The organism is Pseudomonas sp. 10B238, from assembly GCF_000970615.1.
Taxonomy (GTDB): domain Bacteria; phylum Pseudomonadota; class Gammaproteobacteria; order Pseudomonadales; family Pseudomonadaceae; genus Stutzerimonas.
Genome location: NZ_KQ033929.1, coordinates 288,827 through 309,678 on the forward strand (window position 1 = coordinate 288,827; position 20,852 = coordinate 309,678).

Annotated in this window: 21 protein-coding genes; all 21 read right to left on the reverse strand. The window is 60.4% G+C overall.

From position 1 onward, the window contains the following. Nucleotides 1–6: 6 nt before the first annotated feature. The 21 genes from kdsA to bamA all read right to left on the reverse strand — a co-directional run bounded on the left by kdsA (nucleotide 7) and on the right by bamA (nucleotide 20,850). Entirely contained in the window at nucleotides 7–852 is an 846-nt protein-coding gene (gene kdsA / locus RT21_RS06105; RefSeq protein ID WP_046162025.1) for a 3-deoxy-8-phosphooctulonate synthase, read from the reverse strand. Beyond that, nucleotides 849–2,480, reverse strand: a complete 1,632-nt coding sequence (locus tag RT21_RS06110) for a CTP synthase (protein WP_046162026.1) — start codon at nucleotides 2,478–2,480, stop codon at nucleotides 849–851. The genes kdsA and RT21_RS06110 overlap by 4 nt, the downstream gene beginning before the upstream one ends. A gap of 140 nt (nucleotides 2,481–2,620) precedes the next feature. After that, nucleotides 2,621–3,940, reverse strand: a complete 1,320-nt coding sequence (gene tilS / locus RT21_RS06115) for a tRNA lysidine(34) synthetase TilS (RefSeq protein ID WP_046162027.1) — start codon at nucleotides 3,938–3,940, stop codon at nucleotides 2,621–2,623. Between the two features lie 74 nt (nucleotides 3,941–4,014). Then, nucleotides 4,015–4,794, reverse strand: a complete 780-nt coding sequence (locus RT21_RS06120) for a PAS domain-containing protein (RefSeq protein ID WP_082082118.1) — start codon at nucleotides 4,792–4,794, stop codon at nucleotides 4,015–4,017. Beyond that, on the reverse strand, nucleotides 4,791–5,333 hold the full coding sequence (locus RT21_RS06125) for a LuxR C-terminal-related transcriptional regulator (RefSeq protein ID WP_234463557.1): 543 nt from the start codon (nucleotides 5,331–5,333) through the stop codon (nucleotides 4,791–4,793). The genes RT21_RS06120 and RT21_RS06125 overlap by 4 nt, the downstream gene beginning before the upstream one ends. A 9-nt stretch (nucleotides 5,334–5,342) precedes the next feature. Continuing rightward, on the reverse strand, nucleotides 5,343–5,465 hold the full coding sequence (locus RT21_RS24080; protein WP_256203880.1) for a hypothetical protein: 123 nt from the start codon (nucleotides 5,463–5,465) through the stop codon (nucleotides 5,343–5,345). Next, nucleotides 5,462–5,722, reverse strand: coding sequence for an ATP-binding protein (locus RT21_RS22995; RefSeq protein WP_082082119.1), 261 nt, complete (start codon nucleotides 5,720–5,722; stop codon nucleotides 5,462–5,464). The genes RT21_RS24080 and RT21_RS22995 overlap by 4 nt, the downstream gene beginning before the upstream one ends. Continuing rightward, complete coding sequence (locus RT21_RS23000) at nucleotides 5,723–6,190, reverse strand: histidine kinase (protein ID WP_052724725.1); 468 nt, start codon at nucleotides 6,188–6,190, stop codon at nucleotides 5,723–5,725. Beyond that, on the reverse strand, nucleotides 6,180–6,527 hold the full coding sequence (locus tag RT21_RS06135; RefSeq protein ID WP_046162028.1) for a hypothetical protein: 348 nt from the start codon (nucleotides 6,525–6,527) through the stop codon (nucleotides 6,180–6,182). Before RT21_RS06135 ends, RT21_RS23000 begins: the two co-directional genes overlap by 11 nt. A 40-nt stretch (nucleotides 6,528–6,567) precedes the next feature. Further along, nucleotides 6,568–6,726: a hypothetical protein gene (locus RT21_RS23545; RefSeq protein WP_177327065.1), complete on the reverse strand. Its 159-nt coding sequence runs from the start codon at nucleotides 6,724–6,726 to the stop codon at nucleotides 6,568–6,570. A 174-nt stretch (nucleotides 6,727–6,900) separates the two neighbouring features. Continuing rightward, a complete protein-coding gene (locus tag RT21_RS06140) occupies nucleotides 6,901–7,125 on the reverse strand; it encodes a hypothetical protein (protein ID WP_046162029.1) in 225 nt (74 codons plus the stop codon). 284 nt (nucleotides 7,126–7,409) lie between these two features. Next, nucleotides 7,410–8,561: a DUF4236 domain-containing protein gene (locus tag RT21_RS06145; protein WP_082082121.1), complete on the reverse strand. Its 1,152-nt coding sequence runs from the start codon at nucleotides 8,559–8,561 to the stop codon at nucleotides 7,410–7,412. 413 nt (nucleotides 8,562–8,974) lie between these two features. After that, nucleotides 8,975–9,925, reverse strand: a complete 951-nt coding sequence (locus RT21_RS06155; protein ID WP_046162032.1) for an acetyl-CoA carboxylase carboxyltransferase subunit alpha — start codon at nucleotides 9,923–9,925, stop codon at nucleotides 8,975–8,977. Nucleotides 9,926–10,111: 186 nt separating this feature from the next. Then, complete coding sequence (gene dnaE / locus RT21_RS06160) at nucleotides 10,112–13,633, reverse strand: DNA polymerase III subunit alpha (RefSeq protein ID WP_046162033.1); 3,522 nt, start codon at nucleotides 13,631–13,633, stop codon at nucleotides 10,112–10,114. Nucleotides 13,634–13,769: 136 nt separating this feature from the next. Next, complete coding sequence (rnhB, locus tag RT21_RS06165; RefSeq protein WP_046162034.1) at nucleotides 13,770–14,429, reverse strand: ribonuclease HII; 660 nt, start codon at nucleotides 14,427–14,429, stop codon at nucleotides 13,770–13,772. Continuing rightward, complete coding sequence (gene lpxB, locus RT21_RS06170) at nucleotides 14,429–15,562, reverse strand: lipid-A-disaccharide synthase (protein WP_046162035.1); 1,134 nt, start codon at nucleotides 15,560–15,562, stop codon at nucleotides 14,429–14,431. The genes rnhB and lpxB overlap by 1 nt, the downstream gene beginning before the upstream one ends. Nucleotide 15,563: 1 nt before the next feature. Further along, on the reverse strand, nucleotides 15,564–16,340 hold the full coding sequence (gene lpxA, locus RT21_RS06175) for an acyl-ACP--UDP-N-acetylglucosamine O-acyltransferase (RefSeq protein WP_045429000.1): 777 nt from the start codon (nucleotides 16,338–16,340) through the stop codon (nucleotides 15,564–15,566). Continuing rightward, nucleotides 16,337–16,777 (reverse strand): 3-hydroxyacyl-ACP dehydratase FabZ, encoded by a 441-nt coding sequence (fabZ, locus tag RT21_RS06180; RefSeq protein ID WP_019342391.1) that lies wholly within the window; start codon nucleotides 16,775–16,777, stop codon nucleotides 16,337–16,339. The genes lpxA and fabZ overlap by 4 nt, the downstream gene beginning before the upstream one ends. Before the next feature lie 100 nt (nucleotides 16,778–16,877). Further along, the gene (gene lpxD, locus RT21_RS06185; protein WP_101153443.1) at nucleotides 16,878–17,939 is read right to left on the reverse strand and encodes a UDP-3-O-(3-hydroxymyristoyl)glucosamine N-acyltransferase; all 1,062 of its coding nucleotides are present in this window, start codon (nucleotides 17,937–17,939) and stop codon (nucleotides 16,878–16,880) included. Then, complete coding sequence (locus tag RT21_RS06190; RefSeq protein WP_045432037.1) at nucleotides 17,936–18,439, reverse strand: OmpH/Skp family outer membrane protein; 504 nt, start codon at nucleotides 18,437–18,439, stop codon at nucleotides 17,936–17,938. Before RT21_RS06190 ends, lpxD begins: the two co-directional genes overlap by 4 nt. 47 nt (nucleotides 18,440–18,486) lie before the next feature. Then, nucleotides 18,487–20,850, reverse strand: a complete 2,364-nt coding sequence (gene bamA / locus RT21_RS06195; protein WP_046162037.1) for an outer membrane protein assembly factor BamA — start codon at nucleotides 20,848–20,850, stop codon at nucleotides 18,487–18,489. Nucleotides 20,851–20,852: the final 2 nt, after the last annotated feature.

Consider the following 20,852-nt stretch of genomic DNA (forward strand, 5'->3'; position numbering starts at 1 on the left):
AAGGCTTCAAGCAGTTTCGATTGGCGCAAAATTCTTGATCAGATCATCCAGCTGCTTGAGCTGGGTGAGGAAGGGTTCGAGCTTGTCCAGACGCAGCGCACAGGGTCCGTCGCACTTGGCATTTTCCGGATCCGGATGGGCCTCAAGGAACAATCCCGCTAGGCCCTGACTGAGGCCGGCCTTGGCAAGATCCGTGACCTGGGCACGACGACCACCAGCCGAGTCGGCGCGGCCACCCGGCATCTGCAGCGCATGTGTGACATCGAAGATCACCGGATATTGCATCCGCTTCATGATGTCGAAGCCGAGCATGTCGACGACCAGGTTGTTGTAGCCAAATGAGGAGCCGCGTTCGCAAAGAATCAGTTGATCATTGCCGGCTTCTTCACACTTGGTGAGGATGTGCTTCATTTCCTGCGGCGCAAGAAACTGGGCTTTCTTGATATTGATCACCGCACCGGTCTTCGCCATGGCAACCACCAGATCGGTCTGGCGCGACAGGAAGGCAGGTAGCTGAATGATGTCGCACACTTCGGCCACCGGCTGTGCCTGGTGCGGCTCATGCACATCAGTGATCACAGGGACGCCGAAGGTCTTCTTCACTTCTTCAAAGATCCGCATCCCCTCTTCGAGGCCGGGGCCTCGGAAGGAGTTGATCGAGGAGCGATTAGCCTTGTCGAAACTGGCCTTGAAGACATACGGGATACCGAGCTTTTCGGTGACCTTCACATAGGTTTCGCAGATCTGCAGTGCGAGATCCCGGGACTCCAGTACGTTCATCCCGCCGAACAGCACGAACGGCTTGTCGTTGGCTATCTCGATACTGCCGACGCGAATGGTCTTCTGGCTCATGCCTTGCCCGCCTTGTAGTCCAGCGCCGCTTTGACGAAGCCGCTGAACAGCGGATGACCGTCGCGAGGCGTGGAGGTGAATTCAGGGTGGAACTGGCAGGCCACGAACCAGGGATGATCCGGCGCCTCGACCACTTCGACCAGCGCACCGTCACCGGACCGACCGGTGATCTTCAAGCCGGCGGCTTGCAGTTGCGGAAGCAGATTATTGTTTACCTCGTAGCGATGACGATGGCGCTCGATGATGCGTTCCTTGCGGTAGCAAGCGAACACATTTGAGCCCGCCTCGAGGCCGCATTCCTGCGCACCCAAACGCATGGTGCCGCCCAGATCAGACGCGTCGCTGCGGGTTTCTACAGCGCCAGTGGCGTCTTCCCACTCGGTGATCAGACCAACAACTGGATGGGTGCTGTCCTTGTCGAACTCGGTGGAGTTGGCGTCGGTCCAGCCCAGCACATCACGGGCGAACTCGATCACTGCGACCTGCATACCGAGGCAGATACCCAGGTAGGGAATCTTGTTCTCGCGCGCATATTTGACGGTGGCAATCTTGCCTTCCACGCCACGCAGGCCGAAACCACCCGGAACCAGAATCGCATCCATGCCTTCCAACAGGCTGGTGCCCTGGTTCTCGATGTCTTCGGAATCAATATAGCGGAGGTTCACTTTGGTACGGCTCTGGATGCCAGCGTGGCTCATTGCCTCGATCAGAGATTTGTACGCATCCAGAAGTTCCATGTACTTGCCGACCATGGCGATGGTGACTTCCTTCTCGGGGTTCAGTTTGGCATCCACCACCCGATCCCACTCAGAGAGATCGGCACCGCCGCACTCCAGGCCAAAACGTTCGACAACGAAGTCGTCCAGGCCCTGGGCATGGAGTACGCCCGGTATTTTGTAAATAGTGTCGACGTCTTCCAGGCTGATCACCGCACGCTCTTCGACGTTGGTAAACAGTGCAATCTTGCGCCGTGAGGAGACATCGATCGGATGGTCGGAACGGCATACCAGTACGTCAGGCTGCAGACCGATGGAGCGCAGCTCCTTGACCGAATGCTGGGTCGGCTTGGTCTTGGTTTCACCAGCCGTGGCGATATAAGGCACCAGCGTCAGGTGCATCAGCATGGCGCGTTTTGCACCCACTTCGACGCGTAGCTGGCGAATCGCTTCAAGGAAGGGTTGCGACTCGATGTCACCGACGGTGCCGCCAACTTCTACCAACGCGACGTCTGCATCGCCTGCGCCCTTGATGATGCGGCGCTTGATCTCGTCAGTGATGTGCGGAATGACCTGAATGGTCGCGCCCAGGTAATCACCACGGCGTTCGCGACGCAGTACGTCTTCATATACGCGGCCGGTGGTGAAGTTGTTGCTCTTGGTCATTGTGGTGCGGATGAACCGCTCGTAATGCCCCAGGTCGAGGTCGGTCTCGGCGCCGTCATGAGTGACGAACACCTCACCGTGCTGGAACGGGCTCATGGTGCCCGGATCCACGTTGATGTAAGGGTCCAGCTTGAGCATCGTGACCTTCAGGCCCCGCGCCTCCAGGATGGCCGCCAATGAAGCCGAGGCGATGCCTTTCCCCAATGAAGAAACAACACCACCCGTGACGAAGATGTAGCGCGTCATGAAAAACCCTAGAAGTCTGCGTTAAGCGGTCAGCGCCGCCGGGGAAAAGCGAAGGTGCCATCGCGCCAAAGGCGGCAATAGCGGAACTACCACGGTTTTCGAAGAAAGCCGCAGAAGCTGTATTGGGACGGGAGCGTAGTCTACTTGAAAGACCCTATCAGCTCAAACCTGGCGTCGGCCGGCGGCGTCCACTGAAGCGACAGGGCTTGCGTATCGAACTGCGGCAGATTGGCTACCGCAACAAGCTCACCTTCTCGAAAGAGCAACGGTAGACGTGAGCGCACGAAACCTGGCACGCCGGCCTCGTTGAGCAGCCGTTTGAGATCACGGCGACCACGGCCGGGCAGCGTCACTACCTCACCGCCACGGCGATAGCGCACCTGCAAACTGCCGGACGGAGGTGGACCGACGAGACGCAGCTGCCCGTTACCGGGTAACGCCAGCTTTCCGCACGGCTGCGGCCACTCGAGAGACTCTTGCAGCGGCATCGTCCATGTATTGCTAACCCACCAGATTCGCTCGCCGGTACGGCGCAACTCGCCACAGCCAAAGCGCCAACAGGGCATGGCATCACCCCGTGCATCACGCAGCGATTCCCATCCGCTCCAGTGATCGCTGTCAGGCAGGGGAGTAAAGGGCGCCAGCCAGTGCCGCAGCGCGTTGCGCTGCCGGGCTGGCGACAAGGCACGCAGCGTTGACAGACAAAGACTGGGCAGGGTCAGCCAGTCAAACTCGGAGGGCATTAGTGCGGCGGCCAGATCTGCCCGCGCCAGCTCGTCTAACAGAGTCTGGGCCTCGGCCATATGCGCCGCTGTGCGCGCCAGGTTCGCCGGAGCCTGCGGCCAGCGTTGGCTGATCAGCGGCAGCACCTGCAGGCGCAGGTAATTGCGCGCATGCTCAACGTTCTGGTTGCTCGGGTCCTCGATCCAGCGCAGCCCTTCGCTATCAGCGTAAACCTGCAGCTGTGCACGCGTGATATCCAGCAGTGGCCGCACAAGCCTGCCCTGCCCCAACGGTCGCTCCACTGGCATAGCCGCCAGGCCGCGCACCCCGGCACCGCGCAGCAGGCGAAACAGCAGGGTCTCGGCCTGATCGTCGCGGTGCTGCGCGGTCAGCAGCAGGTCACCCGCATCCAGCCGTTCGGCAAAGCTCGCATAGCGCGCCTCCCGCGCCGCGCGCTCCAGGCTCGCGCCAGCCTCGACCTGCACGCGCACCACTTCGAGAGGCACGCCATTGGCCGCGCACACCTCACGGCAATGCGCCGGCCAGTTGTCCGCCGCCGCCTGCAGACCGTGATGAACATGAATCGCGCTGATTGGCGGCACTGCATGACGCTGCGCCAGTTGCACGAGCGCATGCAACAGTACGGTCGAATCCAGACCGCCCGAAAAGCCGACCAACCAGCGTCGCGCGGCTAGCCACGGGCGCAGTGCATCGAGCAGACGGGATTCGAGTGGCATAAATAGATGGTTTCTCCAGAACGGCTGGCAAGCATAAGCCAGAGTGACGCTGGACTACAGCCACGTGCGGCGCGCTAGCGAGGTAGTTCGAGCACCACGCCTTCCAGCCCGAGCACGCCACCGTTTTCCGAATAGATGCCGCTGCCACGTTCAAGCACGGGCTTGTGTCGGCCGTCGGCACACAGCAGGCGGTACTTGAAAGCGAAAGGCCCTCGCTCGACGAGCCCGGCCTGCACTTCGGCCCAGACGCGGTCACGGTCTTCGACATGAATCAGGCTGTCAAAGGTGAGGCTGCGGCTGTTGACGAGGCGCTCTGCTGGGTAACCGGTTAGTTCGAGGCAGCCGGCGCTGACGTACTCCATGCTCCAGTGTCGATTGTTGCGGCAGCGGTAGACCATCATCGGCAGTCCATCGAGCAAGTGGCTCAGGCTTCGGTGACTGGCCTGCATATAGTGGCGCCACTGCATCTGTCCGCTGACATCGGCAAGACTGACGATGAAGCCATCCGCGAGCCGCCGCAGACGTGCTTCGACCCAGCGCGACTCGCCCGTGCGGATCAGGCGGCGCAGCAGCAGCACCTCGGTATTTAGCGGCGCCATGCCGCGCATTCGCTGCATCGCCAACGCCCAGGTCTCCCGCTCTGCAGGGTGTAGAAAGTCGTCAAGCAAGCAATTCAGGCTGTGCCGGGCAACGTAACCGGTCAGCTCGCTCCAGCCCCGGTTGATGCGGCGGATACGACCGCTGTTGTCGAGATCCGCCAGCGCCAGTGGCAATTGGTCCACCGCGCCAGCCGGCGGCTGACACGCTTGACGAAGCCTGCCGAAAACCTGGTGCAACCCCAGCAGCACACTCATGGTTGCTCCCGCGTCGGCTGGCCATCGAGAAAACCGCCGCGATGCGCCCAGGCCGCCAGCTCCAGCCGCGAATGCAGGTTCAGCTTGCTGAGTAGATGCTTGACGTGGATCTTTACCGTACCGTCGCTGATGCCTAGCTCCCGCGCGATCAGCTTGTTGCTCATGCCTTCGGCGATTAGGGCCAGGGTCTGGCATTCGCGCTCGGTCAGCTCCTGACTGCCGCCTGCTCGTGGTGGGCTGCGCGGCGCCTGCGCCTCCTCGCCAAGCAGGCGCATCAGGCCAGGTTCCAGCGTCACCTGCCCGCGTGTGCATCCCCGCAGATAGGCGACCAATTGTTCCGGTTCGGTCTCCTTGAGTACATAGCCGTCGGCACCGCCGCGCAGCGCGGCCAGCAGATCGACCTGCGAATCAGAGGCGGTGAGTACGATAACCTGACTGTCGGGCTGCTCGCGCTTGAGGCAGGCCAGGGTCTGCAGACCGCTCATGCCAAGCATGTGCAGATCCAGAAGAACCATCATCGGTTGCAGGCGCGCGGCCATCTCGATGCCCTACACGCCGCATGCCGCCGTGGCGAGCACGCGGAAATCCGGCTCGGTGTTCAGCAACTCGGCCAGGCCGCAGCGCAGCAACGAGTGATCGTCGATCAGCAACAGGGTCAGCACATCGCTCATGAGTGTCTCCAGAGAAGTGTGACGCAGGTACCGCAAGGCTCGCGCCGGTCAATCCGCAAGCGGGCACCGATGGCGCCGGCCCGCTCGCGCATGATGCGCAGGCCGAAGTGCCCGTCTTCCGGCAGCTCTTCAGGCAAGCCGATACCGTCGTCCTCCACCCTTACTTCAACGGCGTCGCCGGGTCGCGCCAGCAAGAAGACCTGGGCGCGGTCGGCGTGGGAGTGGCGCACCACATTGGCCAGCGCCTCGCGGATGATCTACAACACCTGCAGCTCTGCCTCCGGTGTGAGCAGCCCGGGAGGGGTGCGATTGTCCACCTCGAAGACGCAGCCGCTGCAGCGGGAAAATTCGTCTACCGACGCCTGGATGGCCTGGTTCAGCGAGCGGCCATCCATGGTCAGACGGGCAGACGCGATCAGCTCGCGTACCTGCCGGTGCATCAGCTGCAGGGTGGCGCGCAGTTCGGTGAGCATCGACTGCGCGTGCGCCTCGTCCGTGCCGATCAGCGTCTGGATGAGGCTAGCGCGGATCTGCAGATAGCTGAGCTGCTGGGCCACGGAATCGTGCAGCTCGCGTGATAGCACGGCGCGCTCGGCCACCAGTTCGCGGCGCTGTCGGGCTCGCTGCTCGGCCAGCACGCACAAGGTCTCGCCAAGCAACCGGCCGGCCTCGCGCAGACACCGCTGCTGGCTTTCGCCGGGCGCGCGGGCAAACTCAAGCAGCACGGCGCCAGGCGCACCTCCAGCCGCTGCGATACCGCAGATCAATCGGTGGCGCCCAGCCTCCAGACAGCCCTTCGGCGACCAGCACGTGGTCGAACCTAGGATCGATCTGCACCGGCACGCCCTTGAAGTTGGGCAGCGGGCTGCTGGCGTGGGCGCGCAGGCTCAGGCCCATGACGCCTGTGAAAAAGCTCAGCGCCGCCAGGCTCAGGCCGCCCTTGAGCACGTTACGCCGCGCCGGGTCGACCAGTTGCTCAAGGGCCGGGTTGGCGCTGGGGTTGATCGACTGGTCGTCGTGGGCCTCAAGGCTGGCGCCGAATTGGCTGTGGTCGTGGCTCATCGGTGGCTCTCGCTGCTTATCGGTTGGCTGGCGGCGTGGTTTATTCGATGCGATAGGTAAAGGTGTTCTTCACATTGGGCACGGCGACGGCGCGGCCGTCGATTTCCGGCAGTTGGTAGCGGAAATTTTTACTGGCGATCAATGACGGATTGATGGCACTCGCCGGCCACCTGAGGATCTTCCACCCGGCCCAGAGCATTGCTGGTCGGTGCTCTGCCGCGCAGGGTGGGCTTCAGCCCACCGTTTGCACCTCGCGCAATGTCCATCACAAGGTAGTCGCACGGCAATGGCCGTTTGACTGGTGGGCTGAAGCCCACCCTACCGGCTGGCGGCAGGATTCGGGGGCGCGTTCATATGCGAGGGGGTGTCAGCTTTAGCGGCGGCCTCTGCCGCCGACTACCAGAAGAAGCCCACCAGCGAGGATGGCTCCGATGCCTGCCCAGAGTGGGATATTGACCGTCTCCTTCTCCTGGACGGAGAGTTCGATCGGGCCAAGTTTCACAGCCGTTGTGTCTTTGGTGTAGCTGAAGCCGCCGTAAGCGAGGCCAAGCGCACCAACGACAATAAGAGCGACTGCAACGAGTTTGATAGCGTTCAAGGATGGACCTTCAAGAGTGAGTCTCGTCCGCACGTGCTAGCGGCGCAGGCACGTCAGAGCGGGAGACATTGAAGCACAGTCGAAAAGAAAACCGGAACAGCCCTCGCCGTCCCGGTCCTAAATCCGATTTCGCCCAAATCAGAAAGACTTTTTCAGCGCTGTCCCACCGCCGTTGAAAACAGCTTCAAACTGACCATGCTGGCGACGATCAGGCTCGGGCAGGCGATGCGGGCATCACGATGGTTTCGGTGGGCTGAAGCGAAGCGCCGCCCGGTTTTGTGCAGCTAACCCAGATCTTCGATGTCGTAGGGCTGGATCGGCTTGAAACGCGAGGAGCGGTCGAGGCCGAAACGGGCATCGAAAGTCGCGAAGGTTGCCGCCGGATCAACGGCATGCAGGCGCTCGAAGTCGATGCGCTGCCACTGCGCACGGTCGATGATGGCCGATATCACATACTCGTCGTATGGATGACCGGTTGCCTGGTCGATGCGCTGGATGTATCCGGAAACCAGCACCCGTTCGATGGCCGGCAGCGCCGCAAACACTTCCCCGGCAACCCGAAACAGACTGGCAAACGCCAGGGCGACGACGTCGCGGCGGCATTGGGCGTCCGAGCGTTTCTTCATCGCAAGTTTGCCCGTCGTGCGAACCTCGGCCGAGATGCGTGGCGTCTCGTCTTCGTCCGGCAGGTCGACGTCCACGGCGATGCCGCTGTTGTCATGGCTGAAGAGGTAGGCCACCTGCGTCTGCTTGGGCCAGGCGATGCCGCTCAACACAAGATCCAGCGCGGCTTCCATGTGCGCGCTATAGCCTTTGGCGGCAAGTCGAAAGGCCTTGTCGACCTCGGCGCGCTCCTTCTCGTGGGCGTCTCGCTCCGCCTGCCAGGCAGCCAGTTCCAGGTCATGCCGGGCCTGTGCGGCGGCGTAGTCCTGCTCTATCTCGCCGGCTCGGAAAAGCAGCTTGTCCATGAGCGACAGCGCTTCGCGCGTGGGTGGCTGTGGCGCTGGCGAATCGAACGCGGGCAGGCAGATGGGTGCCGAGGTCGGGGACGGAGTAGCGAGGTGAACGCCCAGACAGGCCGCAAGGTCCCGGTTGATCTTCTCGGCCGCCCGGTTGAGCACCTCTGTGATCTCGTTCGCCCGCTGCGCCTTGATGCGCCTGACCACCGCCGCCGGCAGCTCGTGCCCGGCCGCATCGGTGAAACGCAGCACCCCGCCGGAATCCACCTCGAAGTTGACCGGGCCGGAAAGCTCGCTGGCGGGCCGGCCCGTTGAGGGGCTGTCCAGCCGCTCCCGGTAGGAAAGCCCGGTGCCCGGCAAACCCAGATTGAGGGGCGTGCCGCGCTTGCCGGCTGTCACGCTCAGCCCACGCGGCCCGAACGAGGCACTGACACCACTTTTGCTGATATTCAGCCGAATGCCGGGTGCGAGGGTGATTCGCTTTTTAAATCACCTTGGCGAGGTGGTCGCGGCCATCAACCTGTCCGGGCCGGAAGCCGTCATGGACGACCCGCAGGCCTAGGAGCGCTTTCGCCAGCAGGTGCTGCTCAGCGCCGATTTGATCTCCCAGGAGCTAGGGGCAACATGAAAGGTCGAGCCGCTGTGCTCGCCTGCGCATAGTGTGCGGGTGCTCCCAAGGCGCCCGCTCCGAAGCCTGCGATGAAGCCGGAATATCCGCTTTTTTGTGCGGCAGCCGGCGCACCCCATGGTTTTCATACGGCACAAAAGCAAACGCCCCGAACTTCATTCGGGGCGTTTGCTTTGCCTGCTGCCGATACCGGCCCGTTTCACACGGCCGGTAGAGAAAGGCACTGCATGACCGACGCGCGGTGCAGCGCCATCGTCCGCTATCAGGCGATGCCGTAGCTCATCAGGCGCTCGTAACGCCGCTTCAGCAAGGCTTCGGTGTCGAACCCCTTGAGCATTTCGAGCTGGGTGGTGAGCTCTTCGCGCAGCGACGCGGCAGTGACGGCCGGGTTGCGATGGGCACCGCCCAGCGGCTCGGAGATCACCTTGTCGACGATGCCAAGGTTTTTCAGACGCTCGGCGGTGACACCCATGGCCTCGGCAGCTTCCGGCGCCTTGTCAGCGGTACGCCATAGGATTGAGGCGCAACCTTCCGGCGAGATGACCGCATAGGTCGAGTACTGCAGCATGTTCAGCTGATCGCAGACACCGATGGCCAGCGCACCGCCGGAACCACCTTCACCGATCACGGTAGCGATGATGGGTGTCTTAAGCCGTGCCATAACCCGCAGGTTCCAGGCGATCGCTTCGCTCTGGTTGCGCTCTTCAGCGTCGATACCCGGATAGGCGCCCGGCGTGTCAATGAAGGTCAGGATCGGCATCTTGAAGCGTTCGGCCATCTCCATCAGGCGGCACGCCTTGCGATAGCCTTCTGGACGCGGCATACCAAAGTTACGGCGGACCTTTTCGCGGACTTCACGGCCCTTCTGATGGCCGATGATCATCACCGGTTCGCCATTCAGTCGAGCCGTCCCGCCAACGATCGCGGCATCATCGGAGAAATGGCGGTCGCCATGCAGCTCTTCGAATTCCGTAAACAGATGGTTGATGTAATCCAGCGTGTAGGGGCGCTGCGGGTGTCGAGCCAGGCGAGCGATCTGCCAACTGGTGAGATTGCCGAAAATGCTCTCGGTGAGCGACTCGCTCTTGTCCTGCAGGCGGGAAATCTCATCGCCAATGTTCAGCGAGTTGTCGTTACCAACCAGGCGCAATTCTTCGATCTTGGCTTGCAGGTCGGCGATCGGCTGTTCGAAATCGAGAAAATTCGGGTTCATAGGCATCCGTCATGCGTCGACGGCCAGGCGGCCGGGAGCTGTTCCGTTTTTTGCGCCCTACCTTACGGGACGGACGCATTCAGGTCGAACAAAATGTTCGCAAACATGACCCGATCCAGGACCGGGCCGGTTCAGGACGTCGAGTGGGTCTCGCACCGGCAATGGTGCGCCACTCGGCTAGTCCTGCTATCGGTATTGCAGAAAGACGTTGTCGCGCCCGAACTGGTCACGCAATGCCTGAATCAAGTTGTCGGCCGGGTCGATTCGCCAGCCTTCACCGAACTGCAGCAGGGCCCGGGCATCGGCACTGGTGTACTCAAGCGTGATCGGACAGGCGCCGCGATGACGGCCACAGACATCCGCCAGCCAGCGCACTCGATCGCCCTTGAGCGCCTCGCCGGCCACTTTGACTCGCAGGCTCTCGGCCAGCCCGGTTCGGGCTTCTTCCAAGCTCATGACCCGCTTGGCCCGCAAGCGCAAGCCACCTGAGAAATCGTCGTTACTGACTTCACCCTCGACCACAACCAGGGCATCGGTCTGCAACAGCGCCTGAGCACTGTTGAAGGCTTCAGCAAACAGCGAGGCCTCAATCCGTCCTGAGCGGTCATCCAGGGTGATGAAACCCATTTTGTCGCCTTTCTTGTTCTTCATGACCCGCAAGTTGACGATCAAGCCGGCAATGGTCTGCTCGCCCCGCGCGGGGCGCAAATCAATGATGCGCTGACGGGCGAAGCGGCGGACCTCACCCTCATATTCATCGATCGGATGGCCGGTGAGGTATAGCCCCAGCGTGTCCTTCTCGCCTTTCAGACGCTCCTTCAAGGACAGCTCGCGGGCTTTGCGATGGTTCGCATAAACATCGGCTTCGGGCTCAGCGAACAGCCCACCGAACAGGTCCGCATGGCCGCTGTCGAGGCTGCGCGCCGTCTGTTCCGCGGCCTGGATAGCCTCTTCCATCGCCGAGAGCAGCACCGCCCGGTTGCGATCGATATTGGCTTGGTAGGCTTTTGGTTCGTCCGAGAAATACGGCCCCAGACGATCCAGTGCACCCCCGCGGATCAACGCTTCGAGGGTGCGTTTGTTGATTCGCTTGAGATCGACACGGCTGCAGAAATCGAACAGTTCCTTGAACGGCCCGCCTTCTTTGCGGCATTCGCAGATAGCTTCGACCGGCCCCTCACCGACGCCTTTGATCGCACCGAGGCCGTAAATGATTCGTCCATCGTCACTGACCGTAAACTTGAACTCCGAATTGTTCACGTCCGGGGCATCGATGCGCAGCTTCATGCTGCGGCATTCCTCGATCAGCGTGACCACCTTGTCGGTGTTGTGCATGTCCGCAGACAGCACCGCAGCCATGAAGGGCGACGGGTGATGCGCCTTTAGCCAGGCGGTCTGGTAGGAAACCAGCCCGTAAGCAGCCGAGTGCGATTTGTTGAAACCGTAGCCAGCGAATTTTTCCACCAGATCGAATATGTTGCCCGCCAGGTCCGCATCGATGCCGTTGTTGGCGCAACCCTCGATGAACCCGCCGCGTTGCTTGGCCATCTCCTCCGGCTTCTTCTTACCCATGGCGCGGCGCAGCATGTCCGCCTGGCCGAGGGTGTAGCCACCCATGACCTGAGCGATCTGCATCACCTGTTCCTGATACAGGATGATGCCGTAGGTGGGCGCCAATACCGGCTTGAGGCCTTCGTACTGGTAATCAGAGTGCGGGTAAGAAATCTCCGCGCGACCATGCTTACGGTTGATGAAGTCGTCGACCATGCCCGACTGCAGCGGGCCAGGACGGAACAGCGCCACCAGAGCGATCAGGTCTTCCAGGCAGTCGGGCTTGAGCTTCTTGATCAGCTCTTTCATGCCGCGCGATTCAAGCTGGAAAACCGCCGTCGTTTCAGCTTTTTGCAGCAACGAGAACGTCGGCTTGTCATTCAGCGGAATGAAGTCGATGTTCAGCGGATCCAGGCCCTTCTTGGCTTGCTCCCGGTTGATCGTCTCCATCGCCCATTTGATGATGGTCAGGGTCCGCAGGCCGAGGAAGTCAAACTTGACCAGGCCGGCGGATTCGACGTCATCCTTGTCGAACTGGGTTACCAGGCTACCGCCCTCATCATCACAGGCGATGGGCGCGAAGTCGGTGAGTTTGGTTGGCGCAATGACCACGCCCCCGGCGTGCTTGCCGGTGCCACGGGTAATGCCTTCGAGCTTGAGCGCCATGTCCCAGATTTCCCGAGCGTCTTCGTCGACAGCCAGAAAGTCTCGAAGCGGCTCTTCCATCTCGTAGGCTTTTTCGAGGGTCATGCCGACTTCGAAGGGAATCATCTTCGACAATCGATCGGCTAGGCCGTAGGACTTGCCCTGTACCCGCGCCACGTCCCGCACGACTGCCTTGGCGGCCATGGTGCCGAAAGTGATGATCTGGCTGACTGCGTTGCGGCCATATTTCTCTGCCACGTAGTCGATGACACGGTCACGGCCATCCATGCAGAAGTCGACGTCGAAGTCGGGCATGGAGACCCGCTCAGGGTTGAGGAAGCGCTCGAACAGCAGATCATAGGCCAGCGGGTCGAGATCGGTGATCTTCTGCACGTAGGCGACCAGGGAGCCGGCACCCGATCCCCGTCCGGGCCCTACCGGAACGCCGTTGTTCTTCGCCCACTGGATGAAGTCCATGACGATCAGGAAGTAGCCCGGAAAGCCCATCTGGATGATGATGTCGAGCTCGAAATTCAGCCGGTCGACATAGACTTGCTTCTTCGCCTCGTAGTCAGGCGTGTCCTTCGGTAGCAACACCTCGAGACGCTCATCAAGGCCGTCGAACGAGACCTTGCGGAAGTACTCGTCCATGGTCATGCCCGCAGGTACCGGGAAATCAGGCAGGAAGTAGGTCCCCAACTGCACTTCGATATTGCAGCGCCGAGCAATTTCGACCGTATTCTCCAACGCCTCAGGCAGGTCGCTGAACAGCTCCCACATTTCCGCAGGGGTCTTCAGGTACTGCTGATCGGAGAAATTACGCGGCCGCCGCGAGTCGTCGAGCGTACGGCTCTCACCAATGCAGACGCGGGTTTCGTGTGCCTCGAAATCTTCTTGCTTGAGAAAACGAACATCGTTGGTAGCCACTAGCGGTACGTTACAGCGCTGCGCCAACGCTACCGCAGCATGCAAGTGTTCTTCATCGTTCACCCGGCTGGTGCGCTGGATTTCCAGGTAGAACCGCTGAGGGAAGACAGTCTGCCACTCGTCAAGCAACGCCGCGGCTGAGGCTTCTTCGCCGTCGAGCAGCGCGTGGCCAATTTCTCCTTCCTTGGCGCCGGACAACGCGATCAGACCTTCTGCGGCAGCTTTGACCCAGTCGCGCTCGATGATGATCTGATCGTTGCGCTGGCCTTCCGTCCAGCCGCGCGAGACCAGTTCGGTCAGGTTGCGATACCCCCGGCTGTTCATCGCCAGCAATGTCAATCGGCTGAGCGGACCGTCCTCCTCGCGACTCGCCAGCCAGATATCGGCGCCACAGATCGGCTTGATTCCGGCGCCCTGCGCCGCCTTGTAGAACTTAACCAGCGAGCACATGTTGCTCTGATCCGTGACGGCCACCGCCGGCATGCCAGCGCCTGCCACCGACTTCACCAGCGGCTTAACGCGCACCAGCCCGTCAACCAGAGAATATTCAGTGTGCAGACGAAGATGGACGAAGGAGACGGACATGAACCAACCTTGGACTGGCGAAACGACAAGCCGCGAATTGTACCGGAAAGCCGAAGCCGATTAAGACGGTGTTTGGCCTGTTATGGATCAGCGGAACGTAGGTCTCGATAGGCTGCGAGATACTCCGGGCGGAGATTCAGCCCAGCAGGCTGGCAGGGGCGCCGACCGTTTCGATGATCACGCTTCCGCCCAGCGCGCCGCGTTGCTCCAGCAGGTTGCGCACTGGCGCGAAGGATCGGCGGTGGATAATGGTCGGACCGAGCCGTTGCAAGGCTTCGAGATGGTTCGGCGTTGGGTAGCCCTTGTGTGCTGAAAGCCCATAGCCTGGATAACACAAGTCCAGCGCACACATTTCGCGATCTCGGCTGACCTTGGCCAAAATCGATGCAGCGGCAATGGCGGGCACCTGAGCATCACCCTGTATGACAGGTGCGCTCGGCACCGCAAGCTGAGGGCACCGATTGCCGTCGATCAAGGCCAGTCGAGGAGTCACGCTCAGCCCTTCAACCGCCCTCTGCATCGCCAGCATAGTGGCGTGCAGGATGTTCAGCTGATCGATTTCATGCACCTCGGCGCGGGCAATACACCAGGCGATCGCTTTCTCGCAGATCTCGTCGAATAACGCCTCGCGGCGTGCCTCAGTGAGCTTCTTCGAGTCGTTCAGGCCCCTGATCGGTCGCAATGGGTCAAGAATCACTGCCGCGGTCACCACTGGCCCGCACAGCGGCCCACGGCCAACCTCGTCGACGCCTGCAACGAGCTCTTCTACCAGATTGAAATCCAACCCGATCTGCATTAGCGCGCGCCTAACAGTTCGAGCACCGCATCGGCTGCCTGGCTCGAGGCATCGCAGCGCAGCGTACGGTGAATGGCATCAAACCCCTCGGTCTGGCTGTCACCGTTATCCAGCAATGGCGACAACAGCTGCGCCATTGCATCGGGAGTCGCGGCATCCTGAAGCAACTCCGGAACCAGAAGACGCTGGGCCAGCAAATTGGGTAAGGCTACGTAGGGGCTCTTCACCAGGCGCTTGAGAATTCGAAACGTCAGCGGCGAAACGCTGTAAGCCACCACCATGGGACGTTTGTACAGCAAGGCTTCGAGCGTCGCGGTGCCGGAAGCAATCAGTACCGCATTGCAGGCGGCCAACGCCTCGTGGGAACGGCCATCGAGCAGTGTCAACGGAAGGTCCCGCCCTATTAGCATCTGCTCCAGTTGAGCACGCCGCTCGGGACTGGCACAGGGCACCACGAAACGGATCCCCGGCCGCATCGAGCGTAGCCTGTCAGCTGCAGTCAGGAAGAGTTCACCAAGACGCCCGACCTCGCCGCCCCGACTGCCGGGCATCAGGGCCACGATCAGCCCTTCCTGCGACAGGCCCAATGTTGTCCGCGCCGCGGCTCGATCAGAGACTAACGGGATGGTGTCAGCCAGAGGGTGGCCCACAAAACGCACCGCCACCTGGTGTGCGTCGTAGAACTTCGCCTCGAAGGGAAACAGCGTAAGCATCAGATCGCAGGCGTCTCGGATTTTCAGCACGCGCTTCTGTCGCCATGCCCAGACCGACGGACTGACGTAATGCACAGTCTTGATCCCCGCACGCCGCAGCTTTAGCGCCAAGTCCAGATTGAAATCCGGCGCATCGATGCCAATGAATACATCGGGGCGCACACCCAACAACGTCTGGAGCAGACGCTTGCGGCGTCTCAGCAGTTCCGGTAGGCGACCGAGCACCTCCACCAGCCCCATCACAGCCAGGCGCTCTTGCGGGAAATAGGATTCGAGGCCCTGCGCCTCCATTCGGGGCCCGCCTACACCGACGAATTCGACGTTCGCGTGCTGCGCCTTGAGCGCCTGCATCAAACCTGCACCAAGGATGTCGCCGGACGCTTCGCCAGCCACGAGTGCAACTGTCAACGGCCTGGACATATCAGCGCGTGATGCCGCGGTTTGAGGCTTGTATGGAGTCTCGGAAGAGCGCTACTTCTGGGAAGGCCTGGGCATCAGCGGCGAGCACAGCGAGCGCAGCCTCGACTGTCAGCCCCTTGCGATAGACGACTTTGTAGGCGTTGCGCAGCGCTAGGATGGTTTCTTCGGAGAAACCACGGCGACGCATGCCCTCGAAGTTCATGCTGCGCGCCTCGGCCGGGTTGCCGAATACCGTCACAAACGCAGGAACGTCCTTGCCTATTGCGGTGCCCATGCCGGAGAAGCTGTACGCACCGATGTGGCAATACTGGTGCACCAGCGTGTATCCGGACAGAATCGCCCAGTCACCAACGTGCACATGACCGGCCAGCGCCGTGTTGTTGACCAGGATGCAATGATTGGCGATCACACTGTCATGACCGATGTGGGCATAGGCCATGATCAGGTTGTGGTTGCCGAGCGTGGTCTCGCCTCGATCCTGAACAGTGCCGCGGTGAATGGTTACCCCCTCCCGGATCACGTTGTGGTCACCGATCACAAGGCGCGTGGGCTCGCCCTTGTATTTGAGGTCGGGCGTGTCTTCACCCACCGAAGAAAACTGGAAGATTCGATTGTGCCGGCCAATACGGGTCGGCCCTTTAATGACCACGTGAGACGCGATCACTGTTCCCTCGCCTATTTCGACATCCGGGCCGATTATCGACCATGGGCCGACCTGAACGTTATCCCCCAGCCGGGCCGCAGGGTCGACGATGGCGCGAGGGTCGACCAAACTCATATCTTCTGTTCCGCACAAATGATTTCGGCCGAGCATACCGGCTTACCATCAACACTGGCGCGGCAATCGAACTTCCAGATTCCGCGCTTGGCGCTGATGAAAGATGCCTCGAGGGTCAACTGATCGCCCGGCACGACTGGTTGACGGAAGCGCAGCTTGTCCGAGCCAACGAAGAAGTAAAGCGTGCCATCGGCTGGCTTCGCACCCATCATCTTGAAACCAAGCAGTCCTGCCGCTTGCGCCATCGCTTCAATGATCAATACACCCGGCATGATTGGATGTTGCGGGAAGTGACCGTTGAAGAAGGGTTCGTTGATGGTGACGTTCTTGTAGCCACGAATACGCTTGGCGTCCGTGTCGAGCTCCACCACCCGGTCAACCAGTAGAAAGGGGTATCGGTGGGGAAGGTATTCGCGTATCTCGTTGATATCCATCATATGAAGAAAAAGCCCGTAAGGAGATTGGGAGTCTGCGCAGCCATATGGCTGCGCGACCCGCTGGCAAATGCCTTCTGACAAGAGCGATCAGACGGTGGGGTCAGCCATCAGAAGACGCATCCCCGCGCGGGGTCACGGAGGCCAGGCGTTTTTCTACTTGCTGCAGGCGGCGCGCCATGTCGTCGAGATGACGAATCCGGGCAGCACTTTTGCGCCATTCCGCGGCGGTCTGCATGGCCGTCCCCGAAGAATAACTTCCCGGCTCGGTGATCGAGCGGGTGACCATGGTCATGCCGGTTATGAACACGTTATCGCAGACTTCGATATGCCCAACCAGCCCGGCGCCGCCAGCGATCATACAGTTGCGACCGATTTTGGTGCTCCCGGAAATGCCGGAACACCCTGCCATGGCAGTGTTATCGCCGATCTGTACGTTGTGCGCGATCATGATCTGGTTATCCAGCTTGACGCCATTTCCTATAACCGTATCCGATATAGCACCACGGTCGATGGTGGTATTGGCGCCAATCTCGACATCATTACCAATACGCACACCACCGAGCTGAGCAATCTTCTCCCAACTCCCTTGTTCATTGGCGAAGCCGAACCCCTCACCACCGATCACCGCACCGGGCTGAATGACCACGCGATCGCCAATGATCACGTCATGGCAAATGGTGACTCGAGCAGCGAGTCGCCCCCCTGCGCCGATGCGGCTTCGCGCGCCGATCACGGACTGGGCGCCGATCTCCACATCGGGGCCAACCCAGGCTCCTGCTTCAATCACTACTTGAGCACCGATACGCGCTGAGGGATCAACCACAGCGCTGGGATCCACTACTGCGGTGGGATGAATACCGGTGGCCGCTCGAGGCCGGCTCTCGAACAAATGCGAGATACGCGCATAGGCGAGATACGGGCTGGCGACAACCAAAGCGGTACCCGCGTAGCCTTCGGCATCCTTGGCGGTAAGCAGCACGCCTCCAGCCCTCGTCGTGGGCAGAAATTTCCGGTATCGCGCGTTGGCAAGGAAACTCAAATGCTCAGGACCGGCGTCCTGCAAAGTCGCCAGACCTGACACTTGCAACGAGCCATCGCCGCGCAGCTCGGCCCCTAGTCTTTCGACTAGATCGCCTAGTGAATAGGCTACTCCGCTCATCAGCGCAGCTGATTCATGCGCTCAATGACCTGGCGGGTGATGTCGTACTGTGGCTTGACATCCACCACCGCGCCGCGCTCCAACACCAAGTCGAAATCGCCCTTCTTGATAACTTCTTCGACAGCCTTGTCTAGCTTTGGCTTGAGCTGCTTGAGCATGTCACGATCGGCGGAGGCCTTAGACTCGTTCAGCTCCTTTGAAAGAAACTGAAAGTCGCGAGCCTTCTGCTTGAATTCAAGCTCAAGGCGCTCACGCTCAGCCTGCTGCATCTTATCGCCGTCTTTGCCCAGGCGGTCCTGAATGCGCTTGGCGTCGCTCTCCAGCCCTTTGAGCTTCTCCAGCTGTGGGCCGAACTTCTTCTCTGCGTCGACCGAGTAGCGTTTGGCTCCGTCCGATTCGAGCAGAGCCATCTGATAATTCATCACCGCTATTTTCATTTCGGCGAATGCGGGGGTCGCCACTAGAGCAGCGGCAATAACAAGCAATTGGGTCAACTTACGCACGGTATATACCACTCTTCAGGAATGCGCTGGAGCAGGGCTCCAGATGATTAAAAGGTTTGGCCCAGCGAGAACTGGAAGACCTGGGTATCTGCTTCGTCCGGCTTCATTACGGGCATCGCCAGACTGAAACTCAACGGGCCCATGGCAGTGATCCAGGTCAGGCCGACACCGACCGAACTGGCCATGTCCCCGATATCGATGTCGCTGCACTTAGCCGAGCCCGACGGGCAATTTGTATCGTAGACGTTACCCACGTCCCAGAACACTGAGGTGCGCAACGAGCGCTGATCCTTGACGAACGGCATCGGAAACAGCAGCTCCATTCCGCCCTGGATCAGCACGTTACCACCGTATGGCAGCGCATCCTGATCAGGATCGGCAATGGTGCCCTCATTCCCGGTTACAGGCTCGCCAAGGCTCGGTGTGCTGCGCGGACCGAGACTGCTGTCTTCGAAGCCACGAACCGAGTTGAAACCACCAGCATAGTAGTGCTCGTAGAACGGCAGCCGTGAGGTCGAGCCATAGGCATCCCCATAACCCAACTGCGTATGCAGCCTCATGGTGTAGGTCTTGGTAACCGGCACGAACAGCTGAGCGTTGTAGTCGAGTTTATAAAACGACAGATCACTGCCTGGAATAGTCGTTTCCAGCGAAAGGCTTTGCGAATGTCCGCGCGTTGCAAGAACCCCGCGGTTCAACGTCGACTCAGACCAACCGACTGAGGCCTTGAAGTTGAGGTAGCTGTCGCCTTCTTGCTCGATAAAATCGAAAATTTCATCGACCGTGTACCGTCCGCTATCAATCGTGTCCTGTTGCGCGGATAGACCAAACGACAACCGCGAAGTCTCGCTGATCGGATAGCCGATATTCACACCGCCGCCTAGGCTGTCGACCGAGTAGCTAGACACGTCGTAGTCCAGCTCGTCGTAATCGGTGGTTCGATAGAAGGCGTTATAACCGAGGCTGACACCGTCTTCGGTCCAGTAGGGATCGACGAACCCGAAGTTGTAACGCGACTGGTATTCGCTGCGGGTCAACCCGAGGCTGACACGGTTACCGGTGCCCAGGAAGTTGTTCTGGCTGATTGAACCACCGAGAATCAGACCCGCATTCTGCGCAAATCCGATGCTCGCCATGATCGAGCCAGACGGCTGCTCTTCAACGCTGTAATTCACGTCGATCTGGTCGTCGGTACCCGGGACCTGGGGCGTTTCGACGTTCACTTCCTTGAAGAAACCCAACCTTTCGAGACGGGTTTTGGATTGATCAATTAGATAGGTCGACGCCCAGCCGCCTTCCATCTGGCGCATCTCGCGGCGCAGCACTTCGTCTTCGGTCTTGGTGTTGCCGCGGAAATTGATGCGATTGACATAGGCGCGCTTGCCTGGATCGACAACGAAGGTGATCGAGACAGTATTGTTCTCGTCGTTGGTTTCCGGCACGCCATTGACGTTGGCGAAGGTGTAGCCCTCATTGCCCAAGCGACGCGTAATCAGCTCTGAGGTAGTGGTCATGACTTTGCGCGAGAAAACCTGACCCTCCTTCGCCAACAGCAAAGATTGCAGCTCTTCCTGCGGCACTTTCAAATCGCCGCTCAGCTTGACGTCACTGACGGTGTAACGATCACCTTCAGCGATATTTACCGTGATGTAGACGTCTTTCTTGTCCGGCGTAATGGACACCTGAGTAGAGGTGATGTCCATGTTGATATAGCCGCGATCCAAGTAATAAGAGCGCAGACGTTCAAGGTCACCGGAAAGCTTCTCCCGGGCATACTTGTCGTCGTTGCGGAAGAACGACAACCAGTTGCTGGTCTTCAGCTCGAACAGATCGGTGAGATCTTCGTCGGGGAATACGGAATTGCCGACAACGTTGATGTGTTTAATCGCCGCAACGGAGCCTTCGTTAATATCTATTTTCAGCGCGACGCGGTTGCGAGGCTGCGGGACGACCTCAGTTTCGATCGTAGCCGAGTAGCGTCCCTGAGCAACATATTGACGCTGCAGCTCGTTGCGCACGCCCTCGAGCGTGGCGCGCTGGAAGATTTCACCCTCTGCCAGGCCCGACTGTTGCAGGCCGGAAAGCAAGTCTTCAGTCTTGATTGCCTTGTTGCCGTCGATCTCGATGCCGGAGATTGAAGGACGCTCGACCACGTTGATGACCAGTACATCGCCCTCACGGCCGAGCTGGATGTCTTCAAAAAAGCCGGTACGAAACAGCGCGCGGGTTGCATCGACCAGGCGACTGTCGTCAGCTGCCTGACCGACGTTCAACGGCAACGCGCCAAAGACGCTGCCAGCAGAGACACGCTGCAGACCGTTAACGCGTATATCGGAAATAGTGAAGGACTCGGCGTGAACTTCGGCAATCATCAGTGCGGAAATTACCGCAGGTAGCAGCAGACGTTTCATGA

Excerpts from the sequence above, each read along its gene's own strand:
- RT21_RS06120 (WP_082082118.1), bottom strand. The coding sequence starts at position 4,794 with ATGAGTGTGCTGCTGGGGTTGCACCAGGTTTTCGGCAGGCTTCGTCAA.
- lpxA (WP_045429000.1), bottom strand. The coding sequence starts at position 16,340 with ATGAGTTTGGTCGACCCTCGCGCCATCGTCGACCCTGCGGCCCGGCTG.
- RT21_RS06125 (WP_234463557.1), bottom strand. The coding sequence starts at position 5,333 with ATGGCCGCGCGCCTGCAACCGATGATGGTTCTTCTGGATCTGCACATG.
- RT21_RS06155 (WP_046162032.1), bottom strand. The coding sequence starts at position 9,925 with ATGAACCCGAATTTTCTCGATTTCGAACAGCCGATCGCCGACCTGCAA.
- fabZ (WP_019342391.1), bottom strand. The coding sequence starts at position 16,777 with ATGATGGATATCAACGAGATACGCGAATACCTTCCCCACCGATACCCC.
- bamA (WP_046162037.1), bottom strand. The coding sequence starts at position 20,850 with ATGAAACGTCTGCTGCTACCTGCGGTAATTTCCGCACTGATGATTGCC.
- RT21_RS24080 (WP_256203880.1), bottom strand. The coding sequence starts at position 5,465 with ATGAGCGATGTGCTGACCCTGTTGCTGATCGACGATCACTCGTTGCTG.
- dnaE (WP_046162033.1), bottom strand. The coding sequence starts at position 13,633 with ATGTCCGTCTCCTTCGTCCATCTTCGTCTGCACACTGAATATTCTCTG.
- RT21_RS06135 (WP_046162028.1), bottom strand. The coding sequence starts at position 6,527 with ATGAGCCACGACCACAGCCAATTCGGCGCCAGCCTTGAGGCCCACGAC.
- kdsA (WP_046162025.1), bottom strand. The coding sequence starts at position 852 with ATGAGCCAGAAGACCATTCGCGTCGGCAGTATCGAGATAGCCAACGAC.
- RT21_RS23545 (WP_177327065.1), bottom strand. The coding sequence starts at position 6,726 with ATGCTCTGGGCCGGGTGGAAGATCCTCAGGTGGCCGGCGAGTGCCATC.
- lpxB (WP_046162035.1), bottom strand. The coding sequence starts at position 15,562 with ATGTCCAGGCCGTTGACAGTTGCACTCGTGGCTGGCGAAGCGTCCGGC.
- tilS (WP_046162027.1), bottom strand. The coding sequence starts at position 3,940 with ATGCCACTCGAATCCCGTCTGCTCGATGCACTGCGCCCGTGGCTAGCC.
- RT21_RS06110 (WP_046162026.1), bottom strand. The coding sequence starts at position 2,480 with ATGACGCGCTACATCTTCGTCACGGGTGGTGTTGTTTCTTCATTGGGG.
- rnhB (WP_046162034.1), bottom strand. The coding sequence starts at position 14,429 with ATGCAGATCGGGTTGGATTTCAATCTGGTAGAAGAGCTCGTTGCAGGC.